Source organism: Ruegeria sp. CDSA193, from assembly GCF_059611885.1.
On sequence record NZ_JBXWPN010000008.1, the window covers coordinates 57405 to 80032 of the forward strand.

At 58.4% G+C, this 22628-nt stretch carries 23 protein-coding genes; 15 read left to right on the top strand and 8 right to left on the bottom strand.

Going from position 1 to position 22628, the window contains the following annotated elements; all coding sequences use genetic code 11:
- Nucleotide 1: 1 nt before the first annotated feature.
- Both AC2FLG_RS15645 and AC2FLG_RS15650 read left to right on the top strand, forming a co-directional pair.
- A complete protein-coding gene (locus tag AC2FLG_RS15645) occupies nucleotides 2-2218 on the top strand; it encodes a response regulator (protein ID WP_496706952.1) in 2217 nt (738 codons plus the stop codon).
- Nucleotides 2219-2227: 9 nt separating this feature from the next.
- Nucleotides 2228-2689 carry a VOC family protein gene (locus AC2FLG_RS15650; RefSeq protein ID WP_496706956.1) on the top strand — a complete coding sequence of 154 codons (462 nt, stop codon included), beginning with the start codon at nucleotides 2228-2230 and terminating at the stop codon, nucleotides 2687-2689.
- Here the strand turns inward: AC2FLG_RS15650 and yaaA are convergent.
- The 3 genes from yaaA to AC2FLG_RS15665 all read right to left on the bottom strand — a co-directional run bounded on the left by yaaA (nucleotide 2659) and on the right by AC2FLG_RS15665 (nucleotide 5889).
- Nucleotides 2659-3450, bottom strand: coding sequence for a peroxide stress protein YaaA (yaaA, locus tag AC2FLG_RS15655; RefSeq protein WP_496706958.1), 792 nt, complete (start codon nucleotides 3448-3450; stop codon nucleotides 2659-2661). The genes AC2FLG_RS15650 and yaaA overlap by 31 nt on opposite strands.
- A gap of 33 nt (nucleotides 3451-3483) precedes the next feature.
- Nucleotides 3484-5523, bottom strand: coding sequence for a DNA helicase RecQ (gene recQ / locus AC2FLG_RS15660; RefSeq protein WP_496706961.1), 2040 nt, complete (start codon nucleotides 5521-5523; stop codon nucleotides 3484-3486).
- 78 nt (nucleotides 5524-5601) lie between these two features.
- A complete protein-coding gene (locus AC2FLG_RS15665; protein ID WP_496706963.1) occupies nucleotides 5602-5889 on the bottom strand; it encodes a YggT family protein in 288 nt (95 codons plus the stop codon).
- Between the two features lie 132 nt (nucleotides 5890-6021).
- Here AC2FLG_RS15665 and AC2FLG_RS15670 point away from each other — a divergent pair, with 132 nt between their 5' ends.
- The 10 genes from AC2FLG_RS15670 to smpB all read left to right on the top strand — a co-directional run bounded on the left by AC2FLG_RS15670 (nucleotide 6022) and on the right by smpB (nucleotide 14317).
- A complete protein-coding gene (locus AC2FLG_RS15670) occupies nucleotides 6022-7389 on the top strand; it encodes an MFS transporter (RefSeq protein WP_496706965.1) in 1368 nt (455 codons plus the stop codon).
- Nucleotides 7386-8249: a penicillin-insensitive murein endopeptidase gene (mepA, locus tag AC2FLG_RS15675; RefSeq protein WP_271951836.1), complete on the top strand. Its 864-nt coding sequence runs from the start codon at nucleotides 7386-7388 to the stop codon at nucleotides 8247-8249. The genes AC2FLG_RS15670 and mepA overlap by 4 nt, the downstream gene beginning before the upstream one ends.
- On the top strand, nucleotides 8222-9106 hold the full coding sequence (locus AC2FLG_RS15680; RefSeq protein WP_496706967.1) for an esterase-like activity of phytase family protein: 885 nt from the start codon (nucleotides 8222-8224) through the stop codon (nucleotides 9104-9106). Before mepA ends, AC2FLG_RS15680 begins: the two co-directional genes overlap by 28 nt.
- A 91-nt stretch (nucleotides 9107-9197) precedes the next feature.
- A complete protein-coding gene (locus AC2FLG_RS15685; protein WP_281973321.1) occupies nucleotides 9198-9842 on the top strand; it encodes a queuosine precursor transporter in 645 nt (214 codons plus the stop codon).
- Between the two features lie 262 nt (nucleotides 9843-10104).
- Entirely contained in the window at nucleotides 10105-10524 is a 420-nt protein-coding gene (gene arfB / locus AC2FLG_RS15690; RefSeq protein WP_142638575.1) for an alternative ribosome rescue aminoacyl-tRNA hydrolase ArfB, read from the top strand.
- 59 nt (nucleotides 10525-10583) lie between these two features.
- Entirely contained in the window at nucleotides 10584-11330 is a 747-nt protein-coding gene (locus tag AC2FLG_RS15695) for an SDR family oxidoreductase (protein WP_496706968.1), read from the top strand.
- A gap of 82 nt (nucleotides 11331-11412) precedes the next feature.
- Nucleotides 11413-12426 carry a P1 family peptidase gene (locus tag AC2FLG_RS15700; RefSeq protein ID WP_496692793.1) on the top strand — a complete coding sequence of 338 codons (1014 nt, stop codon included), beginning with the start codon at nucleotides 11413-11415 and terminating at the stop codon, nucleotides 12424-12426.
- Between the two features lie 113 nt (nucleotides 12427-12539).
- A complete protein-coding gene (locus AC2FLG_RS15705; RefSeq protein WP_142638581.1) occupies nucleotides 12540-12953 on the top strand; it encodes a c-type cytochrome in 414 nt (137 codons plus the stop codon).
- Nucleotides 12954-13152: 199 nt separating this feature from the next.
- Nucleotides 13153-13695 carry an isopentenyl-diphosphate Delta-isomerase gene (gene idi / locus AC2FLG_RS15710; protein WP_142638583.1) on the top strand — a complete coding sequence of 181 codons (543 nt, stop codon included), beginning with the start codon at nucleotides 13153-13155 and terminating at the stop codon, nucleotides 13693-13695.
- Between the two features lie 145 nt (nucleotides 13696-13840).
- On the top strand, nucleotides 13841-14317 hold the full coding sequence (smpB, locus tag AC2FLG_RS15715; protein ID WP_142638585.1) for an SsrA-binding protein SmpB: 477 nt from the start codon (nucleotides 13841-13843) through the stop codon (nucleotides 14315-14317).
- Between the two features lie 221 nt (nucleotides 14318-14538).
- Here the strand turns inward: smpB and AC2FLG_RS15720 are convergent, their stop codons facing one another.
- Both AC2FLG_RS15720 and AC2FLG_RS15725 read right to left on the bottom strand, forming a co-directional pair.
- Nucleotides 14539-15441 (bottom strand): 2OG-Fe(II) oxygenase family protein, encoded by a 903-nt coding sequence (locus AC2FLG_RS15720; RefSeq protein ID WP_496706971.1) that lies wholly within the window; start codon nucleotides 15439-15441, stop codon nucleotides 14539-14541.
- A gap of 130 nt (nucleotides 15442-15571) precedes the next feature.
- Nucleotides 15572-16480, bottom strand: a complete 909-nt coding sequence (locus AC2FLG_RS15725) for a LysR family transcriptional regulator (RefSeq protein ID WP_496706972.1) — start codon at nucleotides 16478-16480, stop codon at nucleotides 15572-15574.
- Nucleotides 16481-16576: 96 nt separating this feature from the next.
- Here AC2FLG_RS15725 and AC2FLG_RS15730 point away from each other — a divergent pair, with 96 nt between their 5' ends.
- The 3 genes from AC2FLG_RS15730 to AC2FLG_RS15740 all read left to right on the top strand — a co-directional run bounded on the left by AC2FLG_RS15730 (nucleotide 16577) and on the right by AC2FLG_RS15740 (nucleotide 19140).
- Nucleotides 16577-17359, top strand: a complete 783-nt coding sequence (locus AC2FLG_RS15730) for a CmcJ/NvfI family oxidoreductase (protein WP_496692789.1) — start codon at nucleotides 16577-16579, stop codon at nucleotides 17357-17359.
- Between the two features lie 47 nt (nucleotides 17360-17406).
- Nucleotides 17407-18195 (top strand): SDR family NAD(P)-dependent oxidoreductase, encoded by a 789-nt coding sequence (locus AC2FLG_RS15735; protein ID WP_142640333.1) that lies wholly within the window; start codon nucleotides 17407-17409, stop codon nucleotides 18193-18195.
- A gap of 99 nt (nucleotides 18196-18294) precedes the next feature.
- Nucleotides 18295-19140 (top strand): enoyl-CoA hydratase/isomerase family protein, encoded by an 846-nt coding sequence (locus tag AC2FLG_RS15740; protein WP_142640334.1) that lies wholly within the window; start codon nucleotides 18295-18297, stop codon nucleotides 19138-19140.
- A gap of 180 nt (nucleotides 19141-19320) precedes the next feature.
- Here the strand turns inward: AC2FLG_RS15740 and glpK are convergent, their stop codons facing one another.
- The 3 genes from glpK to panB form a co-directional block, all read right to left on the bottom strand.
- Nucleotides 19321-20799, bottom strand: coding sequence for a glycerol kinase GlpK (gene glpK / locus AC2FLG_RS15745; RefSeq protein WP_496706973.1), 1479 nt, complete (start codon nucleotides 20797-20799; stop codon nucleotides 19321-19323).
- Nucleotides 20800-20868: 69 nt separating this feature from the next.
- Nucleotides 20869-21711, bottom strand: coding sequence for a pantoate--beta-alanine ligase (gene panC, locus AC2FLG_RS15750; protein WP_496706975.1), 843 nt, complete (start codon nucleotides 21709-21711; stop codon nucleotides 20869-20871).
- Entirely contained in the window at nucleotides 21708-22547 is an 840-nt protein-coding gene (panB, locus tag AC2FLG_RS15755) for a 3-methyl-2-oxobutanoate hydroxymethyltransferase (RefSeq protein ID WP_496706977.1), read from the bottom strand. Before panB ends, panC begins: the two co-directional genes overlap by 4 nt.
- Nucleotides 22548-22628: the final 81 nt, after the last annotated feature.

The following is a 22628-nucleotide window of genomic DNA, read 5'->3' on the forward strand; positions in this document are numbered from 1 at the left end:
GATGAGTCTTGCAACCAAACTGGCACAGGAAAGACGCGCACGGCTTGCCGCTGAACGTCTGCTGGAGATGAAACAAGCCGAGCTATCAGCGGCCAACCGGAAATTGGGCCTGCACGCGATGGCTCTGACCAAACGCATTGGTGAAACGCGGGCCGAGGTTGAGACGGTGCGCGATGAAAATGAAAAAGTTAAATCGGACCTGACATTGGCCAATGCCAAAATCGAAGTGGCCGAACGGCGGCTATGGCATTCGATCCAGACCTTCCCGGACGGGTTTGCGTTTTTCGACGAAGAGAGCCGGTTGATCGGGGCAAATGCCTCATATTTCAGCCTGTTTGAGGGGCTGGATGAAGTAGCGCCCGGTATCAGCTATGGCAGAATTCTGGAAACCCTCACGCAGGAGGGTCTGATTGATACCGTCGACGAGGCACAGGATGATTGGCGCGCCAGGATGCTGGCCCGTTGGAAGTTGTCCAACCCGCCGTCAGAAATCGTCAAACTGTGGAACGGGCTCTATATCAAGCTGATTGATCAACGCGGTGGCGGTGGCGATGTGGTCAGCCTTGCGCTTGATATAACCGCCTCGGTCCGGCATCAGGCCGAACTGACCGCTGCGCGCGAACGGGCCGAGGCCGCAAACCGCGCGAAATCTGCATTCCTGGCCAATATGAGCCATGAAATCCGCACGCCCATGAACGGTATTGTTGGCATGACCGAGTTGATGACCGAAACCGCGCTGGATGAAGAACAACGGCTCTATCTCAACACGATCCGCAATTCCGGTGAAGCCTTGCTGGTGATCATCAACGATGTTCTGGATTACTCGAAGATTGAGGCGGATAAGCTGGTCCTGCACCCCGAACAGTTCGATTTCGAACGCTGTATCCTTGAGGTGGCGATGCTGCTGCAGCCCAGTGTTCGTGACAAGGGTTTAAGCCTTTTAGTCGACTATGACCTGTTTTTGCCAACCCTGTTCGTGGGCGATCCGGGCCGGGTGCGTCAGGTCTTGACCAATCTGGTTGGCAACGCGGTCAAGTTCACCGCGGAAGGGCATGTCTTGATCCGCGTCACGGGGGTCCCCCGCGCGGAGGCCCAGGCCTGTGATATTCATGTTGCCATAGAAGATACCGGTATCGGTATTGCCGAGGATAAAGCGGCGCATATCTTTGGTGAATTCAATCAGGTCGAGGATGAACAAAACCGACAGTTTGAAGGGACCGGGTTGGGTCTGGCCATCACCAAACGACTGATCAAATTGATGGACGGTGTCATCTGGGTCGAAAGCGAGCCGGGCGAGGGGTCCTGTTTTGGATTTCGGATAACGCTGCCGACGGTCGAAGGTCCGCAACCCGCCCCCCCGAATCTGGAAGGATGTCTGCGCCATGTGGTCGTGGTTGAAGATCTGGCTGTCAATCGCGCGATCCTGTCAAAGCAACTTGGTCGCCTGGGTGCCAAGGTTACCGAATGTACCACCGGAACCGAGGCGCTGGCTATGCTTGATGACACGGTAGATCTGGTGCTGTGCGATCACGATCTGCCGGACATGGACGGGCTGGATTTGGCGGCCACGATAAAGGGCCGGGGGTGGACGGATACCTCTGTCGTGGTCATGTCGGCCAACCCCGGCGTGATTCATGCTCATCCGGCCTGCGAGCTTATTGACGGAGTGTTGCAAAAGCCGATCCCTCGTTCAGAATTATATGCACGTCTGACCGCTCTGGGACGATCAGCGAATTCGATATCGAATGGTTCCGACACGCAAAACCCAACGGTTGCGCAGGTCAGACCGATTGCCGAGGATCAAAGGCTCATGCGGGTTCTGGCTGCTGAGGACAACAAGACCAACCAGCTGATCCTTCGCAAGATGGTCAAGGATCTGAACATTGATCTTCGCTTTGCGGGCAACGGGCTTGAGGCGGTCGCCGCCCATCTGGAATTCGACCCGGATTTGATATTCATGGATATCTCGATGCCCGGAATGGACGGTAAACAGGCTACAGGTGAAATCCGCCGCCGCGAGGTTGAAACCAATCAGCACGTCCCGATCTTAGCCCTGACCGCACATGCAATGAGCGGAGATGATCAGGGTATTTTATCGGCTGGATTGGACTACTACCTGACCAAACCGCTGCAAAAACAGAAAATCCACCAGATGATCCTTGACCATCGGCCAGACGGAACGCAACCGGTTCTTGATGACGAAACCCGAGCGTTCTAGGCTGCCGACATGACTGATGACCGTGGATTTCACCCCCGCGCGCTGGGCGAGATTGCCATTCGCTGCGCAGATATGGCCGCTATGGTGCAGTTCTATGAACAGGTGATCGGCCTGCAGCGTCTGAGCGGTGACCATGACAGCGCTTTAACCTTCTTCCGGATAGCCGAGGGGTTTGGCGGCCATACGCAAGTTCTGGCCCTGTTTCACCACAGCACCGCGCCACGACCGGGGCAACATCGGGCCGGTGCAGAAGGTCCCGTAACAGGAGCGGGATCGTCGCTGCATCATATCGCATTGTCGCTGCCCTTCGACGAGCAGCCGGCGGTCACGAGTTGGTATGACAAGATCGGCCAACCCTATCGCGTCGAGCAGTTCGGATGGGTTGGTTGGCGCGGAATTTTCACCGAAGACCCGGAAGGCAACACAGTTGAACTGGTCTCTTACGACCCGTCGATGCTGGCTGAGGCCTGATAGGGCCGGATAAAGACCGGCTTGTCGTTCTCTGACAGGTCGGGTCGGTATTCATAGCCGCCCGAGTCGAACTCTGTCAGGCTGGCGGGTTCGGACAGACGGTGTTGAATAACATAGCGGGCCATCGCCCCGCGTGCCTTTTTGGCAAAGAAGCTGACGATCTTTGGCGTGCCGCCCTTGTCTTCCATGAAGACCGGCGTGATGACCCGTAATGTCAGCGCTTTGGGGTCTACTGCACCGAAATATTCCTGACTGGCGCAATTCAACAGCACATCGCTACCGATCCCGGCTGCCTGAGCGTTTAGCGCCTTGCTTAGTTGGTCGCGCCAATAATCGTACAGGTTCTTGCCGCGCCGGGTCTTCAGCCTACTGCCCATTTCAAGCCGATAGGGCTGAATGGCGTCCAGCGGACGCAATATGCCATATAGTCCGGACAGGATACGCAGGTGATCCTGGGCCCAGGCTATCTCTTCCGCATCCAGCGAAGTCGCTTCGAGCCCCTGATAGGTGTCTCCGGCAAAGGCCAGTGCGGCCGGGCGTGTCGCCACAGCATCGGGGGCGTCCGAAAAGGCGCGATAACGGTCGCGGTTCAGGCGGGCCAGATCATCGCTCAGATCCATCAGCTTTTTCAGGTCGCCCAGCGTCAGATTGCGGGCGGTTTTCGACAGGCGGATCGCGTCATCCTGAAAGTCGGGTTGCGTGACCTCAACATTCCGTTCTGCCCAATCCAGCCGTTTGGCCGGGGAAATCACTACCAGCATAGTCGCCCTCGTTTCTTGCCTGTTGGTGGGTATCTAGCTTGCCATACGCAGCACGTCCAGAAAGGCGGCGCCAAACCTTTCGTGACGGCGGTCACCCAGAACCTGTTCGATGGCGCGCGGGTCGTCTGATCGCAACTGCGCCACCTTTGCCAGTTGCGAGGCGGTACAGGTCAGCGGCTTGTCGATTCCATCAGGGCCGCGCGACAGTTGCGACTGAACTTCGAGCAGGCGGTCGTAAATCTCGCCCTGATCGCGCCCGGCCAGTTTGCGGCGGGCCGGGTGCAGTTCTTCGACCGCGCCGGTCAGAACCTCCAGAAACGTGGCCCCGTAGCGTTCCAGCTTTTTAGCACCGATCCCGCTGATCCGGGCCATATCGTCCAGCGTTGCAGGGCGGGTTTCCGCCATTTCGATCAGGGTGCGATCGGGAAAAATAACATAGGCCGGGACCCGCGCGGATTCGGCCAGCGCACGGCGTTTCGCCTTCAGTGCGCTCAGCAGCGGTGCGTCTTCTTCGGATACCATCTCTTTGACTGCAGGCCGACGGGTTGCTTTGCGGATCGTGTCCTTACGCAGGTTGATCTGCGCCTCGCCTTTCAGGATCGGCTTGGCGGCCTCAGTCATGCGCAGCGCACCGTGGCGGTCGGGATCAGGACGGACCAGATCATGGCCCATCATCTGCCGAAAGATCGCCTGCCATTGCGGGCGCGACCAGTCCTTGCCGATACCATAGGTGGACAGCGCATCATGGCGGCGGGCGCGGATCTTGTCGGTCTCGTTGCCCAGCAGGATGTCGATCAGATGGCCTGCGCCGAACCATTCCTCGGTGCGCAGGATCGCGGACAGGGCCATACGAACCGGGGTGGTGCCATCGAACACTTCCGGCGGGCTGTCACACAGATCGCATTTGCCACAGGGTTCGGTCTGTTCACCGAAATAACCCAGCAAAGTCTGACGGCGGCAGGCCAGCGCCTCGGCCAGGCCAAGCAGGGCGTTCAAACGGGCGTGATCGGCCATCCGCCGGTCAGAGGGAGCAAGCCCCTCGTCTATCTGTGACCGGCGCAGGCGAATGTCATCTGCCCCAAACAGGGTCAGGGTTTCTGCCGGGGCGCCATCACGCCCGGCGCGGCCGATTTCCTGATAATAAGCTTCGATGGATTTGGGCAGGTCCGCATGGGCGACCCAGCGGATGTCGGGCTTGTCGATGCCCATGCCAAATGCAACCGTGGCCACCACGATCAGACCATCCTCGCGCGCAAAGCGGGTCTCGACGATGCGGCGATCCTCGGGATCCATGCCGCCGTGATAGTGACAGGCGGTGTGGCCTTCGGCACGCAGGGCATGTGCCAGAACCTCGGTCTTGTTACGGGTGCCGCAATAGACAATGCCGGATTGGGTTTTGCGCGCGGCGGCAAAATCCAGGACCTGTTTGCGGGGCCCATCCTTGGCGGCAAAGGCCAGGTGGATGTTGGGCCGGTCGAACCCGCGCAGGAACTTGCGTGGGGCCGCGCCGTCAAACAGCTTTTCGACAATCTCGTCCTGCGTTTCCGCATCTGCTGTGGCGGTGAAAGCGGCCAAAGGCACATCCAGCGCACGTCGCAGCTCTCCGATCCGAAGGTAGTCGGGGCGGAAATCATGGCCCCATTGACTGACGCAATGCGCCTCGTCCACCGCAATCAGGCTGACATTGATCCGCCGCAACATGCCCAGCGCCGATCCGGCGGCCAGACGTTCGGGAGCCATGTACAGCAGCTTGAGCCGCCCGGCCTCTAACGCTTCCCACACAGCATCGGTTTCTTCGGGCGTGTTGCCGGAGGTCAGCGCGCCGGCCTCAACCCCGGCCTCTTGCAACCCGCGCACCTGATCGCGCATCAGGGCAATCAGCGGAGAGATCACCACCGTGACCCCATCGCGCATCAGCGCAGGCAGTTGGAAACACAGGGATTTGCCACCGCCCGTGGGCATGATGGCCAGCACGTTTTCGCCCAGCGTGACGGCATCGACGATCTCTTCCTGACCCGGTCGGAAATCGTCGAATCCAAAGACATCTCGCAGCAAAGGCGCGGCGTCAAACATGTGCGGGGGTGCCCTGTTTTAAGGTTTATCTGCTCTTAAGACAGGACAATCACATACTAAGATTCACTGAACAAGAGGTCAGTTAAAGAAGCTTTGGTTGTTGTAAAGAATGGTGCGCAAAATCGCGATCCCGATTAGAACGACCAGAGGTGTCAGGTCCAGCCCACCCATGGATGGCAAGATACGGCGGATAGGTCCATAGAGCGGTTCGAGGATACGATTGAGGCCGTACCATATCTGCGCCACCATCTGTTGATGCAGGTTCAGCACCTGGAAGTTGATCAGCCAACTCATGATCACATGGGCCAGAATGAAGTACCAAGCGATGCTAAGTAGCATTTGCAGGATATCGTATAGTGACTGCATGGGGCCTCCAGTTTTCGCTTGTGATGAGACCTAAGCGCCCCTGCACAAAAGAGCAAGTCCGCGCCAACAGAACGCTTGCGAATTGGGCCAAAGCCCCGTCTTATGACGCCAACGATAAAAAACGGGGCAGGTATGGCAGAGATTTCCAAGCGCAAACGCATCTGGGGCTGGTGGTTCTTCGACTGGGCAAGTCAGCCCTATCACACGCTGTTGGTGACCTTTGTTTTTGGGCCCTATTTTGCCGGAGTAGCCGCCGAGTATTATCTGAACGCCGGGCTGGGTTCCGATGCCGCAGACGCACGGGCGCAGACGGTGTGGGCGAACTGCATGACCATCGTGGGGCTGATCATCGCCTTCGGTGCCCCGCTGATGGGGGCGATGGCGGATGTTTCGGGCCGTCGAATACCATGGATATTCGGCTTTTCCATCATGTACGCGGTGGGCTCTGCTGCGCTGTGGTACACGTTGCCGGACGGGTCAAACATGTGGCTGATGCTGTCGGCCTTTGGCCTGGGTTTTGTCGGGGCGGAATACGCGCTGATCTTCGCCAATTCTCAGCTGCCCGATCTGGGTGATGACAGTGAGGTGGGCGAGATATCGGGTTCGGGTTTTGCCTTTGGCTATTTCGGCGGGCTTATCTCGCTGGCAATCATGCTGGCCCTGTTTGTTGAGCAAGGTAATGGCAAGACCCTGATCGGCATGGATCCTGTTTTTGGTCTGGACGCCGCAGCACGCGAAGGCACGCGATTTGTCGGGCCGTTCACCGCCGCGTGGTTCATTCTGTTCATGATCCCCTATTTCCTGTGGGTGCGCGACGATCCAGATGTCGAAAAGAAAGGCAGCGTCAAAGAGGCGCTGCAGCTGCTGGTCAAATCAGTCTCTAACCTGCGCAATCGCGTCAGCCTAGCCAGCTATCTGGCCTCGTCCATGTTCTATCGCGATGCGTTGAACGGGCTGTATACATTTGGCGGCGTTTATGCGCGGCTGGTGCTGGAATGGGATCTGATCAAGATCGGCGTATTCGGGATTGTCAGCGTTCTGGCTGCGGCAGCCTTTGCCTGGCTTGGCGGCAAGCTGGACAAGAAATACGGCCCCAAACCTGTCATTCTGGTTGCGATCTGGGTACTGATCTTTGTCTGTATCACCGTCGTGATGATGGACCGGACCCAGATCTACGGCATCACCTTGCCCGAAGGGTCGGGCCTGCCGGATCTGGTGTTCTTTGGTTGCGGTGTTCTGATCGGCGGCATGGGGGGTATCCTACAATCGGCCAGCCGTTCTCTGATGGTGCGCCACACCGATCCCGTTGCCCCGGTCGAGAGCTTTGGCCTGTATGGCTTGTCCGGCCGCGCCACCGCATTTGCGGCCCCGTTGTTGATCGGGATTGCCACAACCCTGACCGGTAGTGCGCGACTGGGGGTGTCACCCATAGTTCTGTTGTTTATTCTGGGACTGTTCCTAATGCGCTGGGTGAAACCGGAAGGGGATCAGAGCAGATGATTTTATTACGTTTTTTCGCGGTCATTGCCGCAATCACATTCGCCGGTACCGCAGGTTCTGAGCCGCTGGCCAAGCAGTTATTCGGAGGCCAAAAGCAAAGTTCACAACAAAAACCGGCCGCTTTCGGCAGTTATTCGCGCGGCTGTGCGGCGGGGGCGGTACAACTGCCCGAAACCGGACCCACATGGCAGGCCATGCGCCTGTCACGCAACCGCAACTGGGGCCATCCGCAGGCGATCGACTATGTCCAGGATCTGAGCCGGTTTGCGGCCAAGCAGTCAGGATGGAATGGTCTCTATATAGGCGATATCAGCCAGCCGCGCGGTGGGCCGATGACATCGGGCCACCGCAGCCACCAGCTGGGTCTGGACATCGATATCTGGATGCTGCCCGGTGACAACATGCGTCTTTCCCGCAAGGCGCGCGAGAATATCTCTTCGATTTCCCTGCGCCGCTCGAACGGTGCCTTCGTCAACGGCAACTGGACCAAACAGCATCACGCAGTGCTGCGTGCAGCGGCAAAAGACAAGCGCGTGGCGCGGATATTCGTCTTTCCCGGTGCCAAGGTGCAGATGTGCAATGACGAAAAGGGAAACCGCGCTTACCTGCGTAAAATCCGGCCGTGGTGGGGCCATCACTATCATTTCCACGTGCGGCTGGCCTGTCCAAGGGGATCAAGCGGCTGCGTGAACCAGGATCCGCCGCCCAAGGGTGATGGTTGCGCCGAAGCACAGCAATGGGTGAACAACATCCTCAACCCGCCGCCGCCCGATCCAAACGCGCCAGCACCCAAGAAACGACGCGAATACCGGCTGGCCGATCTGCCCAAGCAATGCACAAACGTCTTGCAATCCAACTGATCGCGGCGCTGCTACTGACAGGTATGGTCTGGGCGGAGGGGGTAAAGCCTGCCGCTTTGCTGAACAATTTTGCCTGGCGACATCAGGCGGATTGGTTCGGCGGATATTCCGGAATTCACATCTTTGACGGTGGGACCCGTATGATCGCGCTGAGTGATCGTGCAACGATGTTGGACGCTCGTATTGATCGAAGCGAGGGTGCGATTACCGGCATCGAGATCCAGCGGCACTGGCCCATCCTGTCCAGCACCGGCAAGGTTCTGGTGGGCACAGCGGGCGATTCCGAAGGCCTGGCAATCGCCCCTGACGGTGGGGTCTATATCTCATTCGAGGGTGTGCACCGGGTGGCTTATTATTCCGATCCGACCGGCCCGGCGCAGGTTCTGCCACGCCCCAAAGCCTTTGAGGTTCTTGACCATAACGGCTCGTTCGAGGGGCTGGCCATTGACGGGCTTGGGCGGCTGTACACCCTGACCGAAAAGAGCCGTACCGTATTGGGGGACATACCGGTGTATCGTTGGGATGGTCAGGCCTGGTCGACACCTTTTGTCCTGCCGCAACGGGGCAAGTTCCTGCCAGTGGCGGCGGATTTTGGCCCCGACGGGCGGTTCTATGTGCTGGAACGATCGGTGTCCCTGACAGGCTTTCGGTCGCAGCTCAGGCGTTGGGAACTGAATGGTGACACTCCGCAATCCGAAGAGATCTTGCTGCAAACCGCGCGCGGGACGCATGACAACCTCGAAGGCCTGTCGGTCTGGCGTGACGATCAGGGAAGGTTGCGGGTTACGATGATTTCGGATGACAATTTTCTGGCCATTCAGCGGACGGAACTGGTGGAATATCTGCTGCCCGATTGACAGGCTTGAAACAAAGGTCTAAACGCACGGCTTGCCTTGGGACAGTCCCTTGGCCAAGTCGCCGCTACCTTGTCAAAACGGGCATCAAAATATGCAACGCGCTTTTATTCCCGGCATCCTTGCCATGGCCACCATCGTTGTGGCTTCGAACATTCTGGTCCAGTTCCTGATCCTTGACGGGCTGTTGACCTGGGGTGCTTTCACCTATCCGCTGGCCTTTCTGGTCACCGATATCATGAACCGCGTCTATGGCGTGGCAACCGCCCGCAAGGTCGTGTTTGCCGGGTTCGTCACCGGCATCGTTTGCTCGCTGATCGGCAGCCAGATCATGCTGCAGGGCGACGGGTTCACCTATGCCGCTGTGCCGCTGCGGATCGCTGTTGCCTCTGGCACTGCTTTCCTGATCGCCCAGCTGACCGATGTCACCGTGTTCAATGCAATGCGCGGGGGTCGCTGGTGGCGCGCGCCGCTGGTCTCAACCCTGGTTGGGTCCGCACTGGACACCGCGCTGTTCTTCACCATCGCCTTTTCCGCCTCGATCGCGATCTTTGGCGCCAATGCAGACGCTGCGATCAGCTGGGCGTGGGAGCCTGTTCCCTTCATGCTGTCTGGCCCGATGGCACCCCTGTGGGTCACGCTGGCCTTTGCGGACTGGCTGGTAAAGTTGTCGCTGGCACTGATTGCGCTGATCCCCTTCAAGGTGATCGTTGCGCGCCTGACCGCGCAGCCCGTGTAAAAAACGCTTTGAGAATGGCACAGCTTGTGTCACCATCCTTGTTAACCGCAACAGATAGAAAAGGAGGTGATCCAGTGTCGAGAAAGAGATTGGAGAGAGGTGTTGGAACAACCGGGGGGATCGCCCGTTAGGGCAGCCCTTGGCGGAGCGCTCGCTCCGGCTGGTCGATTGATCTAACCGACCCAACCTCCTGAACTTTCGAAGGGCCGTCCTGCTAGGGCGGCCCTTTTTGTTTCCGCACAGCACTTGTAAGGTCCGCCCCATGTTGCGGATCAATGACGATATCACCCTGCAAGACTGGGAAATGACCGAAAGCTTTGTGCGCTCTTCCGGCCCTGGCGGGCAGAACGTGAACAAGGTTTCGACCGCAGTCGAGTTGCGGTTCGAAGCGGCGCGCTCGCCCTCACTGCCTGATCCGGTCAAGGCGCGGCTGAAACGGTTGGCTGGGCGGCGCTGGACCAAAGAGGGCGCGATCATCATCCAGTGCGAGGAAACGCGTAGCCAGGCTCGCAACCGCGAGATTGCGCGGGTGCGATTGGCCGAACTGATCACCCGCGCGCTGGTCAAACCCAAACGGCGTATCGCCACCAAGCCCACCTATGGCTCGGTCAAACGTCGATTGGCCGCCAAAAAGGCCCGTTCGGATGTCAAATCTCTGCGCGGCAGGGTCGACGAAGATTGATCTGGTAACTTCTTTGCGCCTTGCTACTCTGCCCTGACAGGCGACAAGGAGGCAAAGCCATGAGGTTGGAGGGAAAAACCGCAATCGTAACAGGCGGCGCGTCCGGGTTCGGGGCCGGTATCGCGCTGAAGTTCATTGCAGAGGGCGCACGCGTGATGATCGCGGATATCAACGGCGCTGCGGCCCGCGAAATGGCAGAAACGCTGGGCGCGCAGGCCATCGCGCAGCAGGTTGATGTGGCCAGCACGGCATCGGTTCAGGAAATGGCGGACACCGCCCGCGACGCCTTCGGCGGGCTCGACATCCTGGTCAACAATGCCGGAGTGACCCATCTGCCGACCCCGCTGGAGGACGTCTCCGAAGAGGATTTCGACCGTGTCTTCAACGTGAACATGAAATCCGTCTATCTGACCGCCCGCGCCTTTGTGCCGATGATGAAGGCACGCGGAACCGGGGCGATCCTGAACGTCGCCTCAACCGCCGGGCTGTCCCCGCGCCCCAACCTGAACTGGTATAACGCGTCCAAGGGTTGGATGATCACCGCAACCAAAACCATGGCGGTGGAACTCGCCCCGTCCGGCGTGCGTGTCAACGCGATCTGCCCAGTTGCGGGCGAAACCCCATTGCTGAAATCCTTCATGGGCGAAGACACCCCCGAGAATCGCGCCAAATTCCTGTCGACCATCCCATTGGGTCGCTTCTCGACTCCCGAAGACATGGCCAACGCCGCCTGCTTTCTGTGCTCGGATGAAGCCAGTATGATTACGGGCACCACGCTCGAAGTGGACGGGGGCCGATGCATTTGATCCGGACTTCATTTGGCTCAAAATATCTCCGCCAGAGGCAGCGCGCCGAGGCGCGCTTCCCTGCCCAACGTCAGAGGTTTCGATGACTCCCGGATCCAAAAACCTGATCACCGATGTCCCAGGGCTGAAGGTCGGCAACGCGCAGGACGAGGCGTTGAAATCGGGCACAACTGTTCTGACAGCGGACAAACCCTTTGTTGCTTCTGTCCATGTAATGGGGGGCGCGCCGGGCACGCGTGAAACTGACTTGTTGGCACCGGACAAAACCGTTGATCAAATCGATGCGATCGTGCTGTCTGGTGGCTCGGCTTTCGGGTTGGACGCCTGCTCAGGGGTTACGGATGGTTTGCGGGCCGACGGGCGCGGCTTTGCTGTCGGGAATGCGATTGTGCCCATCGTGCCGGGAGCAATTCTGTTCGATTTACTCAATGGCGGCGATAAAACTTGGTCCGAGAATCCATACCGCGCTCTCGGAAAGGCAGCCTACCACGCTGCCGCAGAACGTTTTGCGCTCGGTTCAGTCGGGGCAGGAACCGGCGCATTGGCGGCTATGCAAAAAGGTGGCCTGGGTTCTGCATCGTTGGTTCTGGACGACGGCATCACTGTAGGCGCGCTTGTGGCAGCCAATCCGGTCGGCAGCGTCACGACACCTGGGGATCGCCACTTTTGGGCGGCGCCATTCGAGATCGACAACGAATTTGGCGGCCTGGGGCCAGACCTCTCATCGGGTCAAGCACAGATTCAGCAAAGCCGCAAAGCTCTAGCTATGGGGCAGGTTGACCCGGACCGGGCCAACACGGCCATTGCAATTGTCGCAACTGATGCAGCGTTAACCAAGACACAGTGCCACCGCCTGGCGGTGACAGCTCATGATGGCATCGCTCGCGCGATTGTGCCTGCGCATACTTCACAAGATGGTGATCTGGTTTTCGGCATCAGCACCTCCGGTCAAGCTGTTGACCCAAGCGTGCTGCCTATGATCGCGCATGCAGCCTCGGTTTGCCTGTCGCGGGCGATCGCCCGTGCGATTTATCTGGCGTCACCCAGTGCAGGCGATCTTCTGCCCTGTTGGGCAGACGTACATGACTTAAGTTAAGGACGACCCGATCCCGGCTGTGACACAGTGCCATCGCGCGGCAATCTGCGCGTTGACTCTCTGCTGCGCCAGAGGTCCTTTCTGTGCAGCCAATTCGTATCGGAGCAAAAGTTATGAATCGTATCCTCGCGACCGCAATTGCCGGCCTACTGGCCCTTCCAGTCTATGCTGAAGGTGACACCGAAGCTGGCAAGAAAGCCTTCAACAAATGCAAATCCTGCCATCTGATTGCTGATCCCGATGGCGAGGTGATCGTAAAGGGCGGAAAAACCGGCCCGAACCTCTATGGGGTTGCAGGCCGTACTGCTGGGACGGTCGAAGGGTTTAAATACGGTGACAGCATTGTCGAAGCCGGTGAAAACGGCTTGGTCTGGGACGAGGCAACCTTTGTCGAATATGCCCAGGACCCCAAAGCCTTCCTGCAATCCTATCTGGATCAGACCTCGGCCAAGTCCAAAATGACCTTCAAGCTGAAAAAGGGCGCTGAGGACGTTTACGCCTATATCGTCAGTGTTTCGGGCGAATAACCTGGGAAACCACGCAATCGGTAAGACCAGAAAAGGCCGCAGCCCCTGCGGCCTTTCGTGCGGTTGATAACCGGATCAATAGACGCCAGTTTGGAATCGCGTGGTGCATTGCCCGCTTTGCACCACAGCCAAGCCTATCAGGCCAAAGCTATTCCGGAATTCCCGGTCGCACAGGCGGATCGGCAGCAGGAGACGACAAATGGGAATCATGATCCCGGCCTGGGTTGATGGTGAATTGACCCCCGTTGAAAAGCTTGAAGCCCATGAAAAGGGTCTGCGGCACAAAGCGGTGTCGGTCTTTGTTGTGCGCGGCACCGAGATTTTGCTGCAGCGCCGGGCGATGGGCAAATACCACACGCCGGGTCTTTGGGCGAATACCTGCTGCACCCATCCTGACTGGGGTGAGATGCCCTCGGTCTGTGCAGTGCGTCGCCTGCATGAGGAACTGGGGATCACTGGGCTGTATCCCGAATATCGTCACCGGCTGGAATATCATGCCGATGTCGGCAATTCCCTGATCGAGCATGAGGTGGTGGATGTTTTCCTCGCTCATGTCCGCGGGCCATTGAAGATCGAGCCGAACCCCGAGGAAGTGATGGATATCCGCTGGATCGACTACCACGATCTGCTGGCCGAAGTGCAGCGCCATCCCGACCGGTTTACACCCTGGCTGAAGATCTACCTGCACAACCACGCCGACACGATTTTCGGCCCCGATCTGATTATCTCGGCCAAATCCTGATGCACCTCGGCGCTTTGCGTTTCCTGATAGAAGGCTATCGAGCTGCGCGTTCGATCAAAGGGAGAGGCAGCGCAATTCGATTCAATTCGAACGCAAAGCGCTCTGGGCTTGCAAGGCCCGCCCAAGGGGCCTAAATCAACCCGTCATGGCCAAGCAGAAGACAGACCCGAATTACAAAGTCATCGCCGAAAACCGGCGTGCCCGCTTCGATTACGCGATCGAAGAGGATATCGAGTGCGGCATCATGCTGCACGGGTCCGAGGTCAAATCCCTGCGGGCAGGCGGTTCTAACATCGCCGAAAGCTATGCCACGGTTGACGACGGAGAGCTGTGGCTGGTCAACAGCTATGTCGCCCCCTACGAACAAGCCAAGGTGTTCAAGCACGAGGAACGCCGCCGCCGTAAGCTGTTGGTGTCGCGCAAGGAACTGTCAAATCTGTGGAACGCGACCCAGCGCAAGGGCATGACCCTTGTGCCGCTGGTGCTGTATTTCAACCATAAGGGCCTGGCCAAGATTAAGATCGGCATCGCCAAGGGTAAGAAAAACCACGACAAGCGCGAAACCCAGGCCAAGCGCGACTGGTCACGGCAAAAGCAACGCTTACTGAAAGATCACAGCTAAAGGCGCTCGATTATCGGTTGTCAGATAGATTTGATCCTCGCGTTCTCAATCAGGCTACCGGGGCTACAGATGCGGCAGATGTCAGGTTTGAGCCCAAAACAACGAATGCTGCAACCTGCACCAATGGCTGCTTCGAGATTATCTGAAAAAGCGGCCAACGAGCCGCCGCTATGTTGGCTGGGCGACGTCTATCACCCAACCAACCTGTCGAGGTCCGCGGATCAGAAGGGCGCAAACCCGTCCGATGGATCGGTCGGGACCGTCCAGCGCGCGCGCGGATCGATTGTGGGCGCGAACGCACCAGGATGCGGGATCTGGCCGTTTTGACCGTAGAGCCACAGCACGAAATTGGAGCGTTGACCTTCGGTGATCGGTTCAGACGCATGGGGGACGCTGCCGTGGTGGATCAAGGCCGTGCCGGGCTCAAAGTGCAGTTTTTCGACCCGTCGCGACGCGGGATCAATGAAGCTGACAGCGGAGCCAGAAAAGGCCTCGTCCGGTAGATTTAGATTGATATTCAGCGTGACCGATGATGCGTCTGAGTGAGGCCGGAGCGACGTGTCGTTATCTGCTTGCCACTGGATGGAAAACCCGAAGGTCTGCGTGTCGTATCCCATCACATCCGGGAACAAGAGCCGTGAGATGGGCCGCATATAGGTGTTCATGAGGTCGCGGTAGAACGTCTGGAAGGCTGAGGCCCCAAGATGCCCTTCCGAGCGCGGGTCAAGCATTGCACCGCCCCGGTTGAGGGAAATGCCATAGGGTGGGCGCAGCGGAATGCCTGCATCGGCGACGCTGTCCAGATAGCTGCGCAAAACGAACAGCCGTTCGGGGTCAAAGAACTGGGTTTTGTAGACACCGGGGAAGACCTCTTCCCATAGTTTTTTCACTTCGCCTTCGGTTGCCGGGTCTTTCCAGGCCCCCTCGACCGCTGCGCGGAGACGGTCGTCATGAACAGATGCATCCAAGGCGGTTTGATTGGCCTGCTCCCATTCCTTCCATGCGTGTTTGAACAGCTCCTGGTTGTCATTCCAGAATTGCGCGACTTGCGGGGCGCGTTGCAGCATTGCTTCGCGTGTGGGGCGTTCCACGGCGCGTGCGCGCTCTAATGCAGATTGTGTCATGTCCTGTCTCAACTTTCTGATGGTCAAGCCTGTTGCTTCCGAGACATCAGATATTACCCTTAGATTGCGTATGAATGGACATATTTTTGATAACAGAATTCGTTTTCTCTACATAATAGAGGTGTGGCGCCTAGGACCCGGCCCAAGCCGCTGACCGTCCGATCTGTTGGATCAGATAGTCCATGAAGACGCGGACCTTTGCGGAGACTACGTTGCTTTTGGGGTAGATCAGCCAAAGCGCCGGATTGTCCGCCAGTGTGTACCCAGGCAGCACCTGCACAAGGGACCCATCATTCAGCTCGCTGTAGACCGCCCAGAGGGAGTTAATCGAAATGCCGGCACCCTTGAGCGTGACACGCACTTGTGTCAGCCCGTCGTTCACGATCAGCCTGTGGGAGGCTTTGTGGAGGTCGAATGTTGCTTTGGCTCCGTCATCTGACACCAAGGCGCGCGGCTCCAGATCCTTGAAGGCGACCAGACGATGCGCCGCGAGGTCATCCGGTGTGCCGGGCACCCCATGTGTTTCCAGATAGTCTGGTGCTGCACAAAGAATACGTGTGTCGTTTGCCAGTTTGCGCGCCGTCAGACTGCTGTCCTCCAGAATAGAATTGCGGAGGGCCAGATCATAGCTGCCCTCAATCAGGTTGAACTGGGTATCTGATAAATGCAAATCGAGCGTCAGGTCTGGATAGGCATCCATAAAAGCGGGCAACAGGGGCGCGATATAGAGCTGGGCAAAGGTGCTTGGAGCGGCAAAGCGCAATGTCCCGCTCACCTCGGCCTTGCCTTTGCCGAATGCGGCGAGGGCCGCTTCTTCCTGTTCGATCATCTCTCGGGCGTACGGCAAGAAGTCCTGCCCCTCTAGGGACACCGAGACTTTCCGCGTGGATCGATGCAACAATTCGGCGCCCAGCAGTTTTTCAAGCTTTGCGAGCCGCGCGCTGGCTACCGCCGGTGCCATCCCTAGCGTTCGGCCCGCCGCGCTGATGTTCAGCGTTTCAGTAGCAAGGACGAAGAGGCGGAGGCTTTGCGTATCCATATTGTATATTTTTCCAGAAAACTGAATTCGATTATCTACCGTTTATATATCTGCGCAGCGGTATAGGTCAAAGCTCAAGACAGAGCGGAGAGCGGAATGACTCAGACAGCGACAGTGAATTATCACGTCCACAAACCGGAGCGTCAGGCGTTCGAGCTTGATGCCGGTGGCATCGTTGGCAATCTGATCGCGCCAGAACTCACCCCAACCGAAGTGAAAGTGCGCGACGCGCGCAGGTCAGCCACAGACCCATCATTCGAGGATGACGCTGTCGCGTTTTCTTTCGTCCCAACAGCGGTCTCGTTCGCGCAAGACGATGATGCCTGGCAAGCGGAGTACGACGCAGAGCTGACGTCGCTTCTGACGACCAAGCTGGACGCGCAGGAGGTGATCATCTTTGATCACACGATCCGGGTGGATGACCCTGACGCCGCGCGCAAGCCCGCGCGAAACGTCCACAGCGACTACAGCCCTGACGGCGCAGAACAGCGACTGATCGACATTCTTGGTGCTGATACAGCGGCAAAATGGAGCGCGGGGCACTACGCCTTCATTAACATCTGGCGACCGATCGAGGCGGCGATCAACTCAGCCCCGCTCGGGTTTATCCTGCCGTCGAGCGTCGCCCCGGAAGACTGGATCCTGCTTGATCTGATCTATCCCGACCGCAAAGGACAGATCATGGGGTTGGCGGCAAACCCGAATCATCAGTGGATCTACATGTCGAAGATGACCCCGGATGAGGTCGCCTACTTCAACATCTTCGACAATCAGGGACGGCCCTCCATCGGGCACTCCGCGTTGGACATGGTCGAAGACCCAAACGTCATGACCATCCGCAAAAGCATTGAGAGCCGCACCCTAGTGCGTTTTGCCTGATCCCATCATCGGACCCACGAAACACGAGCAAACGGAGAGAGACAATCATGACCAAGACAATTCTTATCACCGGATCAACAGACGGCATCGGTCTTTTGACGGCGCAGACCCTCGCAAAAGAGGGGCACAAAATTCTGCTTCATGGACGCGGTGCAGCCAAACTGGAAGCCGCCGTCAACGAGGTCGGCGGCGACGTCGAAACCTATGCCGCTGACCTGTCGCGTATGGCCGATATCCAAACCTTCGCGGCAGAGGTGCGCGAGAAACACGACCGCCTTGATGTGCTGATCAATAACGCGGGCGTGCTGAAAGTCGCGGAGACCCAGACCGAGGCCGGCCATGATGTGCGGTTCATGGTCAACACCTTGGCGCCCTATGCGCTGACCCGCGCGCTTCTGCCGATCATTCCGAAAGACGGGCGGATCGTGAATCTATCCTCTGCCGCGCAAGCGCCGATTGATTTGGCTGCCATGCGCGGGGAAAAACAGCTTGGCCACAATGACGCCTACGCGCAAAGCAAGCTCGGCATCACGATCTGGACCCGCGAATTGGCGAAGGAGTTGACCGACGGACCCGTCGTCGTCGCCGTCAATCCCGGATCGTTGTTGGCTTCGAAGATGGTCAAGGAAGGCTACGGCATCGCGGGCAACGATCTGTCCATCGGCGCGAACATCCTGCGTGAAGCGGCGCTCGGGTCGTCGTTCGCGGATGTTTCGGGCAAGTATTTTGACAATGACAGCGGCCAGTTCGCGCAGCCACATGCGGCTGCACTGGACGCAACTCATTCGGCGCAGGTGATGCAAGGCATCGAAGATGCTTTGAAATCTCTCAGCTGATCCCACTGACGCCCGTCTGACGTCGGGCGTCTTTTACACCACCTGAAGCTGCAACCCTCCGGCGACATGCGTTGTCCGGACCCAAGAAAGGACTGACTGATGAAATACGAGAATTTTCAAACCTTTGACGTGAAGGTCCAAGACGCCATCGCAACGGTGGCATTCGATTTTGGAACAGTGAATGTGCAAGGCCAGGAAATGCTGGCCGACCTCAACAGCCTTGCCATGCGGCTGGAGCGGGACCGCGATACCAAGGTGGTCATCTTCCAATCCGCGAACCCCGAGGTTTGGGTCTGCCACTACGACACCGAGCTGCTCAAGGACATGTCGACCGAAGCTGTCTCCCGCGATGAAGCCCAGCTGCTCGATTTGCAAGCGGTCTGCGAACGCATCAGCAAGGTGCCTCAGGCCACGATCGCGAAGCTGGAAGGCTTCGCACGCGGTGGTGGCCACGAGTTGGCCCTGGCGCTGGACATGCGCTTTGCGGCGCGTGGCAAATTCAAGTTCATGCAGATGGAAGTCGGCATGGGTATCCTGCCCTGCGGCGGCGGTGCGTCCCGCATGGCCCGTCAGACCGGTCTGGGCCGCGCGCTGGAAATCATCCTGAGTGCCCGAGACTTTGACGCCGATGAAGCCGAGGCAATGGGCACGATCAATAAAGCGTTGGATGCTGATGAGATCGACGACTACGTAAACACCTTGGCGCAGCGGATTTCCAAGTTCCCGGCAGAGTCCATCAATGCCTGCAAGCAGATGGTCTACGAGTCGATCGACAAGCCTATCGATGAGGCCCTGAAGGCCGAGGCCTATTGGCTCTACCAGGCAACGAGCAAAACATCAGCCGTTAAACGCTTCACGATCGCAGACGAGCAGGGCCTAGAGCACGACATGGAAAACCAGCGGAACTGGGAAAACCTGGTCATGGATGTTCAGGATATCAACTGAGATTGATTGGATTAAGCGGACATCCGGCCTTGTGCGTCGGATGTCCGTTTTGTCCCGCGGTCCCGACATTGACCAAAAGCCTTACTCGCAGCATTGACTTGCCGTAGAAATTCACCGTTCGCACAGGTGGCCCCATAAGAACCCAACTTTGAACAAAGCAGAGCCCAAATGCGGCTGCGATCAGAACGCCATGGCCGCCTGAACAGCGCGTTGCCAGCGGTCATAGGCGGCGTCGCGTTCCTCTGTGGAGAGTTTGGGTTCGAACCGGCGATCCAGCGCCCAGGTTTCCGCGAACTCCTGTTGATCAGGGTAGATGCCTGCGCGCATACCCGCCAGCCAGGCCGCGCCCAGTGCGGTGGTTTCCTGCATCACGGGTCGGTCGACCTCGGCGCCGAGGTAATCCGACAGGCCTTGCATCGCCCAATCAGATGCGCTGGCACCGCCGTCGACGCGTAAGATGACATCGGTATCTGCGCCCCAGTCGCCCTGCATGGCATGCCAAAGGTCTCGGGTCTGATAGGCGATGCTTTCCAGTGTTGCCTTGGCAAATTCTGCCCGCCCGGAATTGCGGGTCAGGCCAAAGACCGCGCCCCGACAATCTGGTTTCCAATAAGGCGCGCCCAATCCGGTAAACGCGGGCACCAGCACAACATGCTGGTTGGGGTCGGCCTGCTGCGCCAGCTCGCCACTTTCCGGGGCGGTTTCGATGATCTGCAGCGCATCGCGCAGCCATTGGACTGCTGCGCCTGCGACAAAGATCGAACCCTCAAGGGCATAGGTTTTTTGCCCGTCCAACTGATAGGCGATCGTCGTCAGTAGGCGGTTCTTCGAGGCGACCGGCTGTGGCCCGGTATTCAACAGCGCAAAACAGCCTGTCCCATAGGTCGATTTCATCATGCCGGGCTGAAAACAGGCCTGCCCGATGGTCGCGGCCTGCTGATCGCCCGCAACACCCAGAATCGGGATTTTTCCCCCAATCAGAGTCGTTTTTCCGAAATCCGAGGCGCAATCCTGTACCTCGGGCAGCATGGACATGGGCACATCCAACAGATCGCAAATCTCGGTGCTCCAACAGCCTTTGTGGATGTCGAACAGCAGTGTGCGGGCAGCGTTGGTGGCGTCTGTCACATGGTTGCGGCCTTCGGTCAGGCGCCAGATCAGGAAACTATCGATGGTACCGAACAGTAGCTCTCCTGCCTCGGCGCGATCGCGGGCGCCGGGGACATTATCCAGTAGCCATTTGACTTTGGTTCCCGAAAAATACGGGTCCAGCAACAGCCCGGTCTGCTGGGTCACGTCATCCTCGCAACCGGCTTGTTTGTAGCGGGCGCAGATATCGGCAGTGCGTCGATCCTGCCAGACGATTGCGTTGTGGATCGGCTCGCCGGTCTGTTTATCCCAGACCACGGTTGTTTCACGCTGGTTGGTGATGCCGATACCGGCGATCTGATCGGGGGTGACGCCAACGCTCTGCATCACTTCGCGGCAGACGCGCAGGACGCTGTCCCAGATTTCCTCGGGATCGTGTTCGACCCAGCCTTCTTGTGGGAAATACTGCGTAAATTCATGCTGCGCGGTGCCTGCCCGTTGCATGTCTGCGTCGAACAGAATGGCCCGTGATGATGTGGTGCCCTGATCAATGGCAAGAATATAGGTCACGCCTGCGCCCCCCTTCGCATTTGGTTTTGCGAGACTTTAGCGCAAACAGTCGGTTGCGTACCAGAGTGTTCAGACGGGAATATTGTCGATTAGACGCACTCCATCCGCCCAGGCCGCGGCAAACAGGCGGGCGGGTCGGTCGGCATGTGTCAGCGGGTTCAGAGATTCCGCACAGCGCAGTTGGATATATTCTACTTGTGTAAAACCTGCGGCCAAAAGATCGGTACTGGCCTGTGCTGCCAGTGTGTCGAACGGGGCGCCGTTCTTTAGCGCGTTGGCAAGATCCAGCATGATGCGGTGTTTGTGCGCTGCAATCTCCATTCCCTCGGGCGAGAGGCGCTGATTGCGTGAGGACATGGCCAGACCCGAAGGTTCACGCACCGTGGGGCAGCCGATCACCTCGATCGGGATATCCAGATCACGCGCCATGCGGTGCACGACAAGCAGCTGTTGATAGTCTTTTTCCCCAAAATAGGCTCTGTCTGCCTGGGTTTGCAGGAACAGTTTGGCGACCACAGTGGCGACGCCATCGAAATGACCGGGGCGGAATTCGCCCTCCATCACATTGGTCAGGCCAGTTACAGATACGGTAGTGGCAAAGCCTTGCGGGTAGATCTCGTCCGGGTCCGGCACATAAATTGCATCAACGCCATAGGGGGCCAGTTTCTGAGCATCTTCGATTTCGGTGCGCGGATAATTGGCCAGATCCTCGGGGTTGTTAAACTGCTTTGGGTTCACGAAAATCGTCACGATAACTCGGTCGGTGCCATTTTTGGCCGCCTCAACCAGAGACAGATGCCCCGGATGCAACGCGCCCATAGTTGGGACGACGCCGATTGCCTCACCATTCTTGCGCCAGTTGGAGGTCAAGGCGTGCAGATCGGAGAGGCGACGCAGGATCGGAGCGGTCATTTAGCTGTGCCCTGTGACCGAGCCTGATCGGCAAAGACATGTTCATCGGCGGGGAAAGCGCGTGCGCGCACTTCGGCGGCGTACTCGGCGATGGCGGCCTCGGCCAGTGGCCCCAGCTCGGCATATCGTTTGACGAATTTCGGTTTGAAAGCGGTGAAAAAGCCGACCATGTCGTCCACCACAAGTATTTGCCCGTCACATTCGGCGGACGCGCCAATGCCGATAGTAGGGATGGCGACCTCGGCAGTGATTTGGTTGGCTAGACCCTGCGGGACCTTCTCTAACACAAGGGAAAAGGCGCCTGCATCAGCCACGGCATGGGCATCGGCCAGTACCGTCTGTGCCTGATCATCACGGCCCTGCACCTTGTATCCACCCAGCGTGTTGATCGACTGTGGGGTCAGGCCGATATGCGCCATCACCGGGATGCCGCGCTTGACCAGAAAGCGGATGGTCTCGGCCATTTCGACACCGCCCTCAAGCTTGACGGCACCGGCACCGGTTTCGGCCATCAGGCGGGCAGCATTGCGGAACGCCTGTGCGGGGCTTTCCTCGTAACTGGCAAAGGGCATGTCGATGACCAACATCGCCTTGTCCAGCCCGCGAGCAACAGCCTGACCATGCAGGATCATCATCTCCATCGTCACGCCAAGGGTGGATTCCAACCCGTGTAGCACCATGCCGACACTGTCACCGACCAGAACAAAGTCGCAATGATCATCCATCAGTCGGGCCATCGGAGTTGTATATGCGGTCAGACTGACCAGTGGCTCGCCACCTTTTCGGGCGCGAATATCCACGGCATTCGGGGCTCTTTTGCGGGCGGTGGCGCTCATGCTCGCTCCTCGCGGTTCATGTTGCAGTGCGGCATAGCAGATTGGGCCGGGCCAAAGATAGCCCGGTTGCGCGAACATTTC